This is a genomic window from Enterobacter sp. C6, assembly GCF_008122455.1.
Classification (GTDB): Bacteria; Pseudomonadota; Gammaproteobacteria; order Enterobacterales; family Enterobacteriaceae; genus Enterobacter; species Enterobacter pseudoroggenkampii.
Genome location: NZ_QPFW01000161.1, coordinates 1 through 15639, shown reverse-complemented (window position 1 = coordinate 15639; position 15639 = coordinate 1). Strand labels below are relative to the sequence as shown.

Sequence of the window (15639 nt, the reverse complement as noted above, 5' to 3'; positions counted from 1 at the left end):
TCGAACCTCCGACCGCTCGGTTCGTAGCCGAGTACTCTATCCAGCTGAGCTACGGATGCATCGGGATTTACTACTGTACTGCTCGATATTCATATCACTTCTAAAGCAATATGAAGTAATAGATGGTGCATCCGGGAGGATTCGAACCTCCGACCGCTCGGTTCGTAGCCGAGTACTCTATCCAGCTGAGCTACGGATGCAAAATGGCGGTGAGGCGGGGATTCGAACCCCGGATGCAGCTTTTGACCGCATACTCCCTTAGCAGGGGAGCGCCTTCAGCCTCTCGGCCACCTCACCACACAACGCCTCTTTCGAGTGCTTCGAGTTACTCGTTAAGAGCTTCTCGTCGCTGCGTGGCGCATATATTACTTTCTGGGACTTATAAGTCAAACAATTTTCCAAAAGCTTTTATCGTTTGCACAAATCACACGCAATTCGCATGTAAAAGCCGCAAAGAGGGTGTTTTATAAGCGGATTTTGCAGGCATCTTCACAGAAAACCTATGCAGAAATGGCGGCGTAAGAGCGAGTTTAGGGTAACGGAGTGGTTAAAAAGAGAGCGTTTGAAATTAAACGGTAACGTTGAGCAGGAAAAATGACAGGAGGGTTGCGTCTCGCCCGACAGCGAGACGCGACAATATCAGTAACTGGACTGCTGGGATTTTTCAGCCTGGATACGCTGGTAGATCTCTTCACGGTGGACAGATACTTCTTTAGGAGCGTTAACACCAATACGTACCTGGTTACCCTTTACCCCTAAAACTGTCACGGTGACCTCATCCCCAATCATGAGGGTCTCACCAACTCGACGAGTCAGAATCAGCATTCTTTGCTCCTTGAAAGATTAAAAGAGTCGGGTCTCTTGTATCCCGGCATTATCCATCATATAACGCCAAAAAGTAAGCGATGACAAACACGTAAAGTGTAAGCAGTCACGGCATCACATTCTGTTAAACGTAAGTTTAGCCGATATACACAAACTCAACCTGACTTTATCGTTATCGATAGCACAGTGAACAAGACGCCATAACGTTACCGCTATGGCGTCTGTTTGTGCTTTGTAGTTATTACAGTTTCGCGCTTACCCAGCTTTCAACGCTGGCCAAAGCTTGCGGGAGTGCCGCCGCATCCGTACCACCGGCTTGCGCCATGTCCGGACGACCGCCACCCTTGCCGCCCACCTGCTGAGCGACCATACCAATCAGTTCCCCTGCTTTTACGCGGTCAGTCACATCCTTAGAGACGCCCGCAATCAGAGAAACCTTACCTTCTGCCACTGTCGCCAGCACGATAACGGTAGAACCAAGCTGGTTCTTGAGATCGTCGACCATAGTACGCAGCATCTTAGGCTCAACGCCCGCCAGATCGCTGACCAGCAGTTTGACGCCCTTAATGTCTACAGCCTTGCTGGAGAGGTTTGCACTCTCCTGCGCCGCAGCCTGCTCTTTCAGCTGCTGCAGCTCTTTTTCCAGCTGACGCGTGCGATCCAGCGCAACGCGCACTTTCTCGCCCAGGTTCTGGCTATCGCCCTTCAGCAGCTGCGCGATGTCGTGCAGCTGATCGCTCTGCGCATGCAGGCTGGCAATCGCACCTTCACCGGTCACCGCTTCAATACGACGCACACCTGCCGCCGTACCCGACTCGGAAACAATGCGGAACAGGCCGATATCACCGGTGCGCGAGGCGTGCGTACCGCCGCACAGCTCGGTAGAGAAATCGCCCATGCTCAGCACGCGAACGCGCTCGTCGTATTTCTCACCAAACAGCGCCATCGCACCTTTTTTCTTCGCGTCCTCGAGATCCATGATATGGGTCTCGATTGGCAGGTTGCGACGGATCTGCGCGTTCACCAGATCTTCCACCGCGCGGATTTCAGACGGTTTCATCGCTTCAAAATGCGAGAAGTCGAAACGCAGCACTTTGTCGTTAACCAGAGAACCTTTCTGTGCAACGTGAGTACCGAGTACGTCGCGCAGGGCAGCGTGCATCAGGTGGGTTGCAGAGTGGTTCAGACGAATGCGCGCGCGGCGAGCTTCATCAACGTTAGCCTGGACGCCCTCACCCACTTTCAGAGAACCGGAAACCAGTTTGCCCTGGTGACCAATCGCCTGACCGTATTTCTGGGTGTCGCTGACGCTGAAGCTGAAACCATTGCCTTTCAGCTCGCCTTTATCGCCAACCTGACCGCCGGATTCCGCGTAGAACGGCGTTTTGTCCAGAATGACCACCGCATCCTGACCCGCGCTGATGCTGTCCACAGCTTTACCGTCAACAAACAGGGCGGTCACTTTGCCGGTCAGCTCCAGCGCCTCATAACCTTTGAATTCTGACGCGCTATCAACGCGGATCATCGCGTTGTAGTCTGCACCGAAACCGCTGGACTCGCGCGCACGACGGCGCTGCTCTTCCATCGCGGCTTCGAAGCCCGCTTCGTCAACTTTGATGTTGCGCTCGCGGCAAACGTCCGCCGTCAGGTCAACCGGGAAGCCGTAGGTGTCGTACAGGCGGAAAGCGGTTTCGCCATCCAGCGTGTCGCCCTTAAGTTTCGCCAGCTCTTCGTCCAGCAGCGCCAGACCGCGCTCCAGCGTACGCGCAAACTGTTCTTCTTCGGTTTTCAGAACCTGCTCTACCTGCGCCTGCTGGCGTTTCAGCTCATCACCGGCAGCACCCATCACGCCAATCAGTGGCCCAACGAGTTTATAGAAGAAGGTGTCCTTCGCGCCCAGCATGTTGCCGTGACGGATGGCACGACGAATGATACGACGCAGCACGTAGCCACGGTTTTCATTCGACGGGATAACGCCGTCGGCAATCAGGAACGCGCAGGAACGAATGTGGTCTGCGATAACGCGCAGCGATTTGTTGTTCAGATCGGTCGCACCGGTCACTTCGGCAACGGCTTTGATCAGAGTGCTGAACAGGTCAATCTCATAGTTGGAGTTAACGTGCTGCAGTACCGCGGCAATACGCTCCAGACCCATACCGGTATCAACGGAAGGTTTCGGCAGCGGCTCCATCGTACCGTCGGCCTGACGGTTGAACTGCATGAAGACGATGTTCCAGATCTCAATGTAGCGATCGCCGTCTTCTTCCGGGCTGCCTGGAGGGCCGCCCCAGATGTGGTCGCCGTGATCGTAGAAGATCTCGGTGCACGGGCCGCAAGGGCCGGTATCACCCATCTGCCAGAAGTTGTCAGACGCGTATGGCGCGCCTTTGTTATCACCGATGCGAATAATACGCTCGCGCGGGATCCCGACTTCTTTTTCCCAGATTTCGTAGGCTTCGTCATCGGTTTCATAGACGGTAACCCACAGACGCTCTTTCGGCAGGTTGAACCAGTTTTCACCGGTCAGCAGCTCCCACGCATATTGAATAGCATCGTGTTTGAAGTAGTCGCCGAAGCTGAAGTTACCCAGCATTTCGAAGAACGTATGGTGACGCGCGGTGTAACCGACGTTTTCCAGGTCGTTGTGTTTACCGCCCGCACGCACGCAACGCTGTGAGGTTGTGGCGCGGGAATAATTACGCTTGTCGAGCCCAAGGAACACATCCTTGAACTGGTTCATCCCGGCGTTGGTAAACAGCAGAGTCGGATCGTTGTTCGGTACCAGGGAGCTGCTGGCAACAACCTGGTGTCCCTTACTATGGAAAAAATCGAGAAACGCCTGACGGATCTCAGCGGTGCTCTTGCTCATAATTATCCTGAAATCAAGCTAACGAAATGTCGTAACCAGCCTGTATCGGTAAACCGTTGGACAGACCAGCTACTGGAAAAAGTGGGAATAAGATAAGTTTTCTTTAGTGGGAAGTAAAATCCCGCATGCGTTCAATCGGCAAAATTACGCCAGATATCCTGAATATCTTCCATCAGAAAGCCGCGGTAGAGCAAAAAGCGCTGGATTTTGACTTTTTCTGAAAATTCACGCGGCAGCGGTTCGCCGTACTTACGAATGGCCTGCTCTTTTGCCAGCTCGCACCAGTCAATGTCGCATTCGCGCATCGCTTTTTCGATGGACTCCCGGGCCACCCCTTTCTGGTTTAGCTCCTGCCGGATGCGCGCGGGCCCGTATCCCTTGCGGCCACGGCTGGCGAGAAACCGCGAGGCAAAACGCTCGTCATCAAGATAGCGATGCTCATAGCACCAGGCGATGACGCGGTCATAATCTTCCGCAGTGGCATCAATATCTTCCGGCCCGTTTTTACTCATCACCGGTGCCGACAGCTTCCGCCGCAGCTCCTGTTCACTGTGGTCACGCACGGCCAGGATGCGCACCGCGCGATCCAGTAGGCGTGCATACGCGGGTCGACGTGTTGTCGGTTCACTCATAAAAAACCTGCTGATTCAGAAATGCAAAAAGGGCCGCATCAGCAGCCCTTCATTGTTAAACGAAAGAATTAAAAGTCTTCGTTAGTTTCTTCAGCATCCGCGCTATCAACCGCGAAATCTGGCGTGGAGTCCTGGTTGTTCAGCAGAAGCTCACGTACCTTCTTCTCGATCTCTTTCGCCGCAGCCGGGTTCTCTTTCAGCCAGGAGATGGCATTCGCTTTACCCTGACCAATCTTGTCACCGTTGTAGCTGTACCAGGCGCCCGCTTTTTCAATCAGCTTCTCTTTCACGCCCAGGTCAACCAGCTCACCGAAGAAGTTAATACCTTCGCCATAGAGGATCTGGAACTCAGCCTGCTTGAACGGCGCAGCGATTTTGTTCTTCACAACCTTCACGCGGGTTTCGCTACCCACCACGTTCTCGCCCTCTTTCACCGCACCGATACGACGGATATCCAGACGGACAGAGGCGTAGAATTTCAGTGCGTTACCCCCGGTCGTGGTTTCCGGGTTACCGAACATCACACCAATTTTCATACGGATCTGGTTGATGAAGATCAGCAGCGTGTTGGACTGCTTCAGGTTACCGGCCAGCTTACGCATCGCCTGGCTCATCATACGTGCCGCGAGACCCATGTGAGAGTCGCCGATTTCACCTTCGATTTCGGCTTTTGGCGTCAGTGCGGCAACGGAGTCGACCACGATAACGTCAACGGCACCAGAACGCGCCAGCGCGTCACAAATTTCCAGCGCCTGCTCACCGGTGTCCGGCTGAGAACACAGCAGGTTGTCGATATCTACACCCAGTTTGCGGGCATAAACAGGGTCCAGCGCGTGCTCGGCATCGATAAACGCACAGGTTTTACCTTCGCGCTGTGCCGCGGCAATCACCTGCAGCGTCAGGGTGGTTTTACCGGAGGACTCTGGCCCGTAGATTTCTACGATACGGCCCATAGGCAGACCGCCAGCGCCCAGCGCGATATCCAGAGAAAGCGAACCGGTGGAGATGGTTTCCACATCCATGGAACGGTCTTCACCCAGGCGCATGATGGAGCCTTTACCGAATTGCTTTTCGATCTGGCCCAGTGCTGCCGCCAACGCTTTCTGTTTGTTTTCGTCGATAGCCATTATTACTCCTGTCATGCCGGGAGAAGCGACTGTGCTTCACCGTGGATTTCTGTTCTGTTGGTGCAATTATACTGTATGGTCATACAGTATCAAGTGTTTTGTAGAAATTGTTGCCAGAGCGTTTTTAACGCATAAACGGTTGCCTGACGACGCACGCTTTCGCGATCGCCGCTGAAGCACTCCCGACGGGTGATCCCTTCCCCTTTGGACGTGGCGAACCCAAACCAGACGGTGCCGACAGGCTTCACGTCGCTGCCGCCGTCCGGGCCCGCAATGCCGCTAATGGAAATCGCGTAATCTGCGCGCGCCTCTTTGAGCGCGCCAATCGCCATCTCGATGACCACCGGTTCGCTGACCGCGCCATGCTGTTCCAGCGTGGATTCACGCACGCCAATCATCTGTGCTTTAGCTTCGTTACTGTAGGTCACAAAACCGCGTTCAAACCAGGCGGAACTGCCGGCAATATCGGTAATCGCTTTCGCCACCCAGCCGCCGGTGCAGGACTCCGCAGTGGTGATTGTCGCGCCACGCTGCTTCAGCGCAAGGCCCACTATCTCGCTAAGCTGCATCAATTCATGGTCAGTCATTCTCGCTCCAGGCATCAGAAAAACGTGCTGCACAAGATAGCACTTTCTCGTCAGATGTGGGGATGCACTTCAGGTTTTACGAGGGGGCTTCAGAAAAAAGCCGGTACGGACGCACCGGCAGTGGAAAGGTTATTTCATGCTGTCAGCGAGAGTGTTCACATTGTGGCGAAACGCCTTAACGTAGGTGTCTGCCACCCCGCCTTTTGCCGACAACGCTTCCGGATAAAGTTCGCCCCCAGGCTGCGCGCCCGTCGCCGACGCAATCTGTTTAACCAGACGCGGATCGAGCTGATTTTCCATAAACCAGGTTTTTACGCCGTCGGCTTTGATCTGATTGATAATCTCAGCGACCTGCGCCGCGCTGGCTTCGCTCTCAGACGACAGCCCCTGCGGCGCCATAAACGTCACGCCGTAGGCGCGGCTGAAATAGCCGAACGCGTCATGGCTGGTCAGCACTTTACGCTTCGCCGGCGGGATCTGGCTAAAGCGCGTTTTGGCCCAGTTATCCAACTGGCTAAGCTGCGCGATATACGGTTTACCGGAGGCTTCCAGCGCGGCTTTGTCATCCGGATCGGCTTTCACCAGCCCGTTCAGAATATTTTGCGCATACAGCGCCCCGTTCGCCGCACTGTTCCACGCGTGCGGATCGGTCACGGTCTTTCCATCTTCCTCAAGCGTGTGGGTTTTCACCCCGGTTGAGGCGACGACCAGCTGTCCTTTGAACCCGGAGGCTTTCACCAGACGGTCAAGCCAGCCCTCCAGCCCCAGACCGTTCACCACCACCACATCGGCCTTGCTCAGCGCCGCGCTGTCTTTCGGCGATGGTTCGAAGGTATGCGGATCGCCGTCCGGCCCGACCAGCGTCGTCACCTTCACATGGTCACCGCCCACCTCCTGGGTGATGTCCCCCAGTATCGAAAAGCTGGTGACCACATTCAGCGTTTTCGCCATCACGCCGTGCGACATCATCCCCAGCGCAAGCGCCACTACTAATCCTGTACGTTTCATCGTTTCCCCTTGCGTTATAAATACGCCCGCAGACTGCCAGCGAGCCTGCTTCGCGTACCCAATAAAATGGAAATAAAGAACAGCGCGCTGGCGGTGAGCACAATGGATGGCCCGGCCGGTAGACTCATCGCCCAGGAGAGGCTCAGCCCCAGCCATGCGCAGAAAATACCGCTGATACCCGCCATCAGGAGTAAGGCAGGTAACGTGCGCACCCAGCAGCGTGCCGCCACGGCCGGAAGCATCATCAGCCCGACGGCCATCAGCGTGCCGAGCACCTGAAAACCGGCCACCAGGTTAAGGACCAGCAGCGCCAGAAACAGTCCGTGCAGCAAGCCGGGCAGCCAGCGGGCGTTCACCTGTAGCCAGGCGGTGTCAAACGCTTCGGTAACCAGTCCGCGATAGAACATCGCCAGTACGATAAGGGTGAACATACACACGCCCGTGACAAACAGCGCGGCGTCGTTGTCCACGGCGAGGATGGAGCCAAACAGCAGATGCAGCAGATCGACATTCGACCCGCGAAGCGACACCAGCGTAACCCCCAGCGCCAGTGAGCCGAGATAAAACCCGGCAAAGCTGGCATCTTCTTTCAGCGGCGTGCGGCGACTGACCAGACCGGCCAGCAGCGCCACGGTAATGCCCGCGATAAAACCGCCGATACTCATCGCCAGCAGCGACATACCGCTGAGCAAATAGCCCACGGCAACACCCGGTAAAATGGCGTGAGAAAGGGCATCGCCCATCAGGCTCATCCGGCGCAGCTGAAGAAACACGCCAAGCGCGGTAGTGCTGACGGAGAGCGCCAGGCAAACCACCAGCGCGCGACGCATAAAGCCGTACTCAATAAACGGCTGAAAAAAGAGATGCCAGATCATGCCACCCTCACCCGCTCGGTTTTCCACTGAGGTACGTCAGCATCCAGCCGTAACGTCTGCGGGAAATGGCGCGACACGCGTTCGCTGTCGTGCAGTACCGCGAGCAGCGTTTGCCCCTGCATGTACATCTCCAGCATCACATCCATCAGCACGTTGCAGGTGGCCTCATCGACCCCGGTAAAGGGTTCATCCAGCATCACCAGCGGCGCCTGCTGCACCAGGACGCGGGCAAACAGCATGCGCTGAAACTGACCGCCGGAGAGTTCATCAATGGTGGATAACGCCATGGATGCCAGCCCAACGCGCTCAAGCGCACTGGCAATGCGCAGCCGCGTTTCGCGACGAAACCCGGAGAAAAGCGAAATGCCCGGCCAGCAGCCCATGCTTACGACGTCCTGTACGGTCAGCGGAAACTGCGCCTCCAGCGCGTGACGCTGTGCCAGCCAGCCGATTACCGGACGCTTACCCTGCCAGCGGAAACCACCGCTGACGGGCGGGATAAATCCCGCCAGCGTTTTCAGCAGCGTGGATTTCCCGCAGCCGTTAGCGCCGATAATGGCGGTCATGCTTCCGCGCTCAATCGTGCCCGAGAGGGGTCGCGTAACGGGCAGGCGTTCATAACCCGCGACCAGTTCATTCATCACGATCATGGCAATGCCACCGCCCAGCGCACGGCCAGCCCGATAAAGACAACAAGCACCAGCGCCAGCAAAAGCCGAACCAGAGCAGACAGAGAAAAAAGGGACGTTGACATGTCGATACCGCATTAAATGTTATAACATAACAATAATGAAAGACGGTTAAGATGTAAATGGAGGGTTTAAAAGGGAGTGTGGCGAAATGTTTCTGCAAAACTTCCCTCTCCCGTGGGAGAGGGTCAGGGTGAGGGCATCAGGCCGCACCGTGCGCGCCGCCATGCCGGGTGGCGGCGTTGCCTTACCCGGCCTACCCGTCGGAGCAGCTTACTGACTAAACGGTGACGCCGCCGGCACGCGGGCCTGGGATACAGCCAGCCCCAGTTGCCACACCGCCATCGCATAGTGAGTGCTGTGGTTATAGCGGGTAATGGCGTAGAAGTTCGGCAGGCCGTACCAGTACTGATAGCCCGTTCCGACATCCAGACGCAGCAGGCTCGCCTGTTGCGCATTACCCAGCGGCTGCGTTGGCGTTAAGCCTGCCGCGGTCAGCTGCGAAATGCTATAGTTGGTTTTGAAGCCATTTTCCAGCCCCGGCGCCTGACCGTTCGCCTGCACCGCCACCTGGCCGCCCGGCACCCAGCCGTGCGCTTTGAAGTAGTTCGCCACGCTGCCGATGGCATCCACCGGATCCCACAGGTTGATGTGACCATCTCCGTTAAAGTCGACGGCATACTGTTTATAGGACGACGGCATAAACTGGCCGTAGCCCATCGCGCCGGCAAACGACCCTTTCAGATCGAGCGGATCGTCCTGCTCGTTGCGCGCCATCAGCAGGAAGGTTTCCAGCTCGGAAGAGAAATACTCCGCGCGGCGCGGGTAGTTAAAGGAGAGCGTCGCCAGCGCATCCAGGATGCGGGTTTTACCCATCACGCGGCCCCAGCGGGTTTCCACGCCAATAATCCCGACAATGATTTCAGGCGGTACGCCGTACACCTGCCACGCGCGGTTGAGCGCATCTTCATACTGATTCCAGAACACCACGCCGTTTTGCACGTTGTCCGGGGTAATAAACTGTTTGCGATAGCGCAGCCACGCGCCGTTTGGCCCGCTCGGCACCTGGGCCGTCGGCGCCTGCCTGTCCATCAGGCGCAGCACGTAGTCCAGACGCTTGGCCTGAGACAAAATTTCGTGCAGCTGCTGTCTGTCAAAGCCGTGTTTGCTCACCATTTTATCGATGAACTGCTCGGCCGCCGGGTTATTCGCGAAGTCGCCGCCCATCTGCATCATATTGTGCTGCGGCTCCAGCAGGAATCCTCCGGAAGGCGCGCCCGCCGTTTGCTGAACGGCTTCGGTCTTAGGTTTGCTACTACAGGCAGACAGCAGAATAAGCGCAGGCAACAGCGCTGCATAACGACGCTTGAACATGAGACATCCATTTAACGGGTTCGATAAGAACCCAGTATGGTAAAGCATCCGCAACACCTCAAGGAAGCGGTACGCACCTCCCCCACGCAAATCCGCGCTTTTTAACACCGAAAATCATTCATCACGTCAATTAACTTTCAAAATAATACATTTTTCTTTCATTGTGAGATCTAACTAACACTTTAAAACCTTTCAAAGTGATTATTATTAGCCGCAGATAGACAAAAACAAACGCCCCACAGGAGAGAAGAATGATAGAAACCATCACCCACGGCGCCGAGTGGTTCATCGGGCTGTTTCAGAAAGGCGGAGAAGTGTTCACCGGCATGGTGACCGGGATCCTGCCCCTGCTGATCAGCCTGCTGGTGATCATGAACGCGCTGATCAACTTTATCGGCCAGCAGCGTATTGAACGCTTCGCCCAGCGCTGTGCCGGGAATCCGCTGTCCCGCTACCTGATACTGCCCTTTATCGGCACCTTCGTGTTCTGCAACCCGATGACCTTAAGCCTCGGTCGCTTCATGCCGGAAAAGTACAAGCCGAGCTATTACGCCGCCGCCTCCTACAGCTGCCATTCGATGAACGGCCTGTTCCCGCACATCAACCCCGGCGAGCTGTTTGTGTATCTCGGGATCGCCAGCGGTCTCACCACGCTTGGCCTGCCGCTCGGCCCGCTGGCGGTGAGCTACCTGCTGGTCGGCCTGGTCACCAACTTTTTCCGCGGCTGGGTGACGGACCTCACCACCGCCATTTTTGAGAAAAAAATGGGCATCCAGCTTGAACAGAAAGTCCATCTTTCAGGAGCCACAGCATGAACCGGATCCGCATTGAGAAAGGCACGGGCGGCTGGGGCGGCCCGCTGGAGTTCGACGCCACCGAAGGCAAAAAGATTGTTTACATCACCGCGGGGACGCGCCCGGCGATCGTCGACAGGCTGCGCGAGCTAACCGGTTGGGAAGCGGTCGACGGCTTCAAGGAAGGGGAACCGCCGGAAGCGGAAATCGGCGTGGCGGTGATCGACTGCGGCGGCACGCTGCGCTGCGGCATCTACCCGAAGCGCCGCATTCCGACGGTGAACATTCACTCCACCGGAAAATCCGGCCCGCTGGCGCAGTACATTCTTGAAGACATTTATGTCTCAGGCGTGAAGGAGGACAACATCACGCTGGTGAATGGCAACCCCGCGCCGCAAAAAGCGGCCCCGCGCGAGTACGACACCAGCAAGAAAATCACCGAGCAGAGCGACGGCCTGCTGGCGAAGGTCGGGATGGGCATGGGTTCCGCCGTGGCGGTGCTGTTCCAGTCCGGGCGCGACACCATCGACACGGTGCTGAAGACCATTCTGCCGTTTATGGCGTTCGTCTCGGCGCTGATCGGCATCATTATGGCCTCCGGCCTGGGCGACTGGATTGCCCACGGCCTCGCCCCGCTCGCCAGCCACCCGCTCGGGCTGGTAACGCTGGCGCTGATCTGCTCCTTCCCGCTGCTGTCGCCGTTCCTCGGCCCGGGCGCGGTGATTGCCCAGGTCATCGGCGTGCTGATTGGCGTGCAGATTGGTCTGGGGAACATCCCTCCGCACCTCGCCCTGCCCGCCCTGTTTGCCATTAACGCCCAGGCGGCGTGCGATTTCATCCCCGTGGGGCTGTCGCTGGCGGAAGCGCGCCAGGACACCGTGCGCGTGGGCGTGCCGTCCGTGCTGGTCAGCCGCTTCCTGACGGGCGCGCCGACTGTGCTGATTGCCTGGTTTGTCTCCGGCTTTATTTATCAATAAGAGGTTCCTGCGATGACCGTGATTTACCAGACCACCATTACCCGCATCGGCCAGAGCGCGGCCGACGCGCTGAGCGACCAGATGCTAATCACCTTCCGCGAAGGGGCGCCTGCGGATATCGAAGAGTTTTGCTTTATCCACTGCCACGGCGAGCTGAAGGGCGAGCTGAAGGCAGGAAGCCAGCTGGAGCTGGGCGAGGCACGCTATGCCGTCACCGCCGTCGGCGACGTCGCTGAACAAAACCTGCGCGAGCTGGGCCACATCACCCTGCGTTTCGACGGCCAGCCGCAGGCGGAGTATCCCGGCACGGTTCACGTTGATGGTCCGGTTCCGCAGGCTGTCACCCCAGGCTGCACGTTAAAATTTGTTGCGTAATTAAGGAGAAACACATGAGTCAGGTTGCCGTTGTCATTGGTGGAGGACAAACCTTAGGCGAGTTCCTCTGCCGTGGGCTTGCCGCTGAGGGCTATCGCGTGGCGGTAGTGGACATTCAGAGTGAAAAAGCCGCCCGCGTGGCGGACACCATTAACACCGAGTTTGGCGAAGGGATGGCGTACGGGTTTGGTGCCGACGCCACCAGCGAGCAGAGCGTGATGGCGCTGGCCCGCGGCGTGGACGAGATTTTTGGACGCACCGACCTGCTGGTCTACAGCGCGGGGATTGCGAAAGCGGCCTTTATCAGCGATTTCGAACTGGGGGATTTTGACCGCTCGCTGCAGGTGAATCTGGTGGGCTATTTCCTCTGCGCCCGCGAGTTTTCCCGTCTGATGATCCGCGACAGCATTCAGGGGCGCATCATTCAGATCAACTCAAAATCAGGGAAAGTGGGCAGCAAGCATAACTCCGGCTACAGCGCGGCGAAGTTTGGCGGCGTGGGGCTGACGCAGTCTCTGGCGCTGGATCTGGCCGAATACGGCATTACCGTGCATTCGCTGATGCTGGGCAACCTGCTGAAATCGCCGATGTTCCAGTCCCTGCTGCCGCAGTACGCCACCAAGCTCGGCATCAAAGCGGAAGAAGTGGAGCAGTACTACATCGATAAAGTGCCGCTCAAGCGCGGGTGCGATTACCAGGACGTGCTGAACATGCTGCTGTTTTACGCCAGCCCGAAAGCCTCGTACTGCACCGGACAGTCGATTAATGTCACCGGTGGGCAGGTGATGTTCTGATCGAGCGGCCTGATGCCCTCACCCTAACCCTCTCCCACAGGGAGAGGGAATACAATAAGGAGCCGATATGGTCACCGCACTCATCACCGTTGCCGCCCTCGCCTGGCTCTGCCAGATGGCGTTCGGCGGCTGGCAAATCCACCAGTTTAACCGCGCGTTTGATGCCCTGTGTCAGAAAGGTCGCGTCGGGGTCGGACGTTCCGGCGGACGCTTCAAACCGCGGGTCGTCGTGGCTATTGCGCTGGATGAAAACAATAACGTCTGCGATTCACTGCTCATGCGCGGCATGACCGTCTTTGCCCGTCCGGTGAAAATACAGGCAATTAACGGCATTTCGTTGCAGGAATTGCAGCCTGATGTGATCTTTCCCCATGATCCACTCTGTCAGAATGCACTATCATTAGCGCTTAATCTGAAACATGGATAATTTCGTTGTGAAAGCTATAGACTTGCGAAATTATCATTTCGCAACCTAAGGAACGAAGCGCCTATGAAACCTCGTCAGCGGCAGGCGGCCATTCTCGAACATCTGCAAAAGCAGGGAAAATGTTCGGTAGAGGATCTGGCCCACTACTTTGACACCACCGGCACGACGATACGCAAGGACCTGGTATTGCTCGAAAACTCTGGCGCCGTCATTCGAACCTACGGCGGCGTGGTGCTCAATAAGGATGAAGCGGACCCGCCTATCGATCACAAAACGCTGATCAACACCCACCAGAAGGCGCTGATTGCCGAAGCGGCGGTAAAATTTATCCACGATGGCGACTCCATTATCCTTGACGCCGGCAGCACCGTCCTGCAGATGATCCCGCTGCTCAGCCGCTTTAACAACATCACGGTGATGACCAACAGCCTGCACATCGTCAACGCCCTGTCAGAGTTCGACAGCGAGCAGACCATCCTGATGCCCGGCGGCACCTTCCGCAAAAAATCCGCCTCATTTCACGGCCAGCTGGCGGAGAACGCCTTCGACCACTTCAGCTTTGATAAACTGTTCATGGGCACCGACGGCATCGACCTGAACGCGGGGGTTACGACGTTCAACGAGGTGTTCAGCGTCAGTAAAGCCATGTGCAACGCCGCGCGGGAAGTAATTTTGATGGCAGACTCGTCGAAGTTTGGCCGCAAAAGCCCCAACATTGTCTGTAGCCTGGAAAGCGTCGACAAGCTGATTACCGACGCGGGTATCGACCCGGCGTTCAGGAAAGCGCTGGAAGAGAAAGGCATCGACGTGATCGTAACCGGAGAAGGATATGAGTGATTTTCTGTTAGAAACGGGCCGCCAGACGCTGATGCTGGAACTGCAGGAAGCCAGCCGCCTGCCGGAACGTCTGGGCGAGGATTTTGTCCGTGCCGCCAACACTATTATCCACTGCGAAGGCAAAGTGATCGTGGCAGGCATCGGTAAATCCGGCCATATCGGCAAAAAGATTGCCGCGACGCTCGCCAGCACCGGCACCCCGGCGTTCTTCGTGCATCCTGCAGAGGCGCTGCACGGCGATCTGGGGATGATAGAAAGCCGCGACGTAATGCTGTTTATCTCCTACTCCGGTTCGGCCAAAGAGCTGGACCTGATTATTCCGCGCCTGCAGGAAAAATCGGTCGCCCTGCTGGCGATGACCGGGAAATCCCGCTCGCCGCTGGCGCTGGCCGCCAAAGCGACGCTGGATATTTCCGTTGATCGTGAAGCCTGTCCGATGCACCTCGCCCCGACATCCAGCACCGTCAACACGCTGATGATGGGCGACGCGCTGGCGATGGCGGTAATGCAGGCGCGCGGCTTTAACGAAGAAGATTTCGCCCGCTCGCATCCGGCGGGCGCGCTCGGGGCACGCCTGCTCAACAAGGTTCACCACCTGATGCGCACCGACGATGCTATTCCGCAGGTCAAACTCGATACCAGCGTCATGGACGCGATGCTGGAGCTGAGCCGCACCGGCCTGGGGCTGGTAGCGGTGTGCGATGACGACGGGTACGTCAAAGGCGTGTTCACCGACGGCGACCTGCGCCGCTGGCTGGTGGGCGGCGGCAAGCTGGAAACCAAAGTGTCGGACGCCATGACACAGGGCGGGCTGACGCTGAACGCCGAGAGCCGCGCCATTGAAGCCAAAGAGGTGCTGATGAAGCGCAAAATCACCGCCGCGCCGGTGGTGGATGACGCCGGCAGACTGTGCGGTGCCATCAACCTGCAGGATTTCTATCAGGCCGGGATTATCTAACCCTTCAGTCCGAGACGCTTCGCCAGCCGGTGCAGGTTGGCGACGTCCATCTCCAGCGCCCGGGCGCACGCCGCCCAGTTACGGTTATTCTGCTCCAGCGCGCGGGTAATCCTCTGACGCTGAAACGCCTCCGTGGCTTCACGCAGATTTTCATTCGCTATCCCTGGCGCCGCCTGCACGACAGCCGGTGTGGTTTCATCCTGCAGCGCAAAATGGCGCGCGTGGATCACCACTTCGTCACCCGAACGCGTCGCTCGCGCCAGCACCACCGCACGGTGGATCGCATGCTCCAGCTCGCGCACGTTGCCCGGCCAGCCGTAGCTCAGCAGATGCGCCCTCGCCCCCGGGCTTAACACCACGCGGGAAAGACCCATCCTGAGACGGCACTGTTCGCAGAAATAGCCCGCCAGCAGCACCACGTCGTCCCCGCGCTCGCGCAGCGGCGGCACGGTAAGCGGGAACACGCTCAGGCGGTGGAACAGGTCGGCGCG

Annotated in this window: 16 protein-coding genes, 2 tRNA genes and 1 pseudogene; 7 read left to right on the top strand and 12 right to left on the bottom strand. The window is 57.5% G+C overall.

Features of this window, described 5'->3' with window-relative positions; translation table 11 throughout:
* Positions 1–123: 123 nt before the first annotated feature.
* From DOU50_RS04285 to mltB, 11 genes are all read right to left on the bottom strand, one after another.
* Positions 124–200: transfer RNA gene (locus DOU50_RS04285), tRNA-Arg, on the bottom strand.
* Positions 201–204: 4 nt separating this feature from the next.
* A tRNA-Ser gene (locus tag DOU50_RS04280) sits at positions 205–297 on the bottom strand.
* Between the two features lie 342 nt (positions 298–639).
* On the bottom strand, positions 640–825 hold the full coding sequence (gene csrA, locus DOU50_RS04275; protein WP_000906486.1) for a carbon storage regulator CsrA: 186 nt from the start codon (positions 823–825) through the stop codon (positions 640–642).
* A gap of 241 nt (positions 826–1066) precedes the next feature.
* A complete protein-coding gene (alaS, locus tag DOU50_RS04270) occupies positions 1067–3694 on the bottom strand; it encodes an alanine--tRNA ligase (protein WP_108091013.1) in 2628 nt (875 codons plus the stop codon).
* A gap of 131 nt (positions 3695–3825) precedes the next feature.
* Positions 3826–4326 (bottom strand): recombination regulator RecX, encoded by a 501-nt coding sequence (gene recX / locus DOU50_RS04265; protein ID WP_148768879.1) that lies wholly within the window; start codon positions 4324–4326, stop codon positions 3826–3828.
* Positions 4327–4394: 68 nt separating this feature from the next.
* On the bottom strand, positions 4395–5453 hold the full coding sequence (gene recA / locus DOU50_RS04260) for a recombinase RecA (protein ID WP_024907698.1): 1059 nt from the start codon (positions 5451–5453) through the stop codon (positions 4395–4397).
* A gap of 89 nt (positions 5454–5542) precedes the next feature.
* The gene (pncC, locus tag DOU50_RS04255) at positions 5543–6040 is read right to left on the bottom strand and encodes a nicotinamide-nucleotide amidase (RefSeq protein ID WP_023308944.1); all 498 of its coding nucleotides are present in this window, start codon (positions 6038–6040) and stop codon (positions 5543–5545) included.
* A gap of 129 nt (positions 6041–6169) precedes the next feature.
* Entirely contained in the window at positions 6170–7048 is an 879-nt protein-coding gene (locus DOU50_RS04250) for a metal ABC transporter substrate-binding protein (RefSeq protein ID WP_148768878.1), read from the bottom strand.
* A gap of 14 nt (positions 7049–7062) precedes the next feature.
* A complete protein-coding gene (locus DOU50_RS04245) occupies positions 7063–7923 on the bottom strand; it encodes a metal ABC transporter permease (RefSeq protein WP_148768877.1) in 861 nt (286 codons plus the stop codon).
* Complete coding sequence (locus tag DOU50_RS04240; protein WP_048991903.1) at positions 7920–8573, bottom strand: metal ABC transporter ATP-binding protein; 654 nt, start codon at positions 8571–8573, stop codon at positions 7920–7922. Before DOU50_RS04240 ends, DOU50_RS04245 begins: the two co-directional genes overlap by 4 nt.
* Before the next feature lie 312 nt (positions 8574–8885).
* Entirely contained in the window at positions 8886–9986 is a 1101-nt protein-coding gene (gene mltB, locus DOU50_RS04235) for a lytic murein transglycosylase B (protein WP_193745671.1), read from the bottom strand.
* Between the two features lie 251 nt (positions 9987–10237).
* Here mltB and srlA point away from each other — a divergent pair, with 251 nt between their 5' ends.
* The 7 genes from srlA to gutQ all read left to right on the top strand — a co-directional run bounded on the left by srlA (position 10238) and on the right by gutQ (position 15148).
* Positions 10238–10801: a PTS glucitol/sorbitol transporter subunit IIC gene (gene srlA, locus DOU50_RS04230; RefSeq protein ID WP_003862164.1), complete on the top strand. Its 564-nt coding sequence runs from the start codon at positions 10238–10240 to the stop codon at positions 10799–10801.
* Positions 10798–11757, top strand: coding sequence for a PTS glucitol/sorbitol transporter subunit IIB (locus tag DOU50_RS04225; protein WP_024907704.1), 960 nt, complete (start codon positions 10798–10800; stop codon positions 11755–11757). The genes srlA and DOU50_RS04225 overlap by 4 nt, the downstream gene beginning before the upstream one ends.
* 12 nt (positions 11758–11769) lie before the next feature.
* Positions 11770–12132, top strand: coding sequence for a PTS glucitol/sorbitol transporter subunit IIA (gene srlB / locus DOU50_RS04220; protein ID WP_024907705.1), 363 nt, complete (start codon positions 11770–11772; stop codon positions 12130–12132).
* Between the two features lie 14 nt (positions 12133–12146).
* A complete protein-coding gene (gene srlD, locus DOU50_RS04215; protein WP_061714567.1) occupies positions 12147–12926 on the top strand; it encodes a sorbitol-6-phosphate dehydrogenase in 780 nt (259 codons plus the stop codon).
* A 67-nt stretch (positions 12927–12993) separates the two neighbouring features.
* Positions 12994–13353: a transcriptional regulator GutM gene (gene gutM / locus DOU50_RS04210; RefSeq protein ID WP_032648019.1), complete on the top strand. Its 360-nt coding sequence runs from the start codon at positions 12994–12996 to the stop codon at positions 13351–13353.
* A gap of 63 nt (positions 13354–13416) precedes the next feature.
* On the top strand, positions 13417–14190 hold the full coding sequence (gene srlR / locus DOU50_RS04205) for a glucitol operon DNA-binding transcriptional repressor SrlR (protein WP_090418383.1): 774 nt from the start codon (positions 13417–13419) through the stop codon (positions 14188–14190).
* Positions 14183–15148 (top strand): arabinose-5-phosphate isomerase GutQ, encoded by a 966-nt coding sequence (gene gutQ, locus DOU50_RS04200; protein WP_090418389.1) that lies wholly within the window; start codon positions 14183–14185, stop codon positions 15146–15148. The genes srlR and gutQ overlap by 8 nt, the downstream gene beginning before the upstream one ends.
* On the opposite strand, the pseudogene DOU50_RS04195 reads toward gutQ, so the two are convergent.
* A pseudogene (locus DOU50_RS04195) lies at positions 15145–15639 on the bottom strand (nitric oxide reductase transcription regulator); the annotation flags it as partial. The gene gutQ and the pseudogene DOU50_RS04195 sit on opposite strands and share 4 nt — an antisense overlap.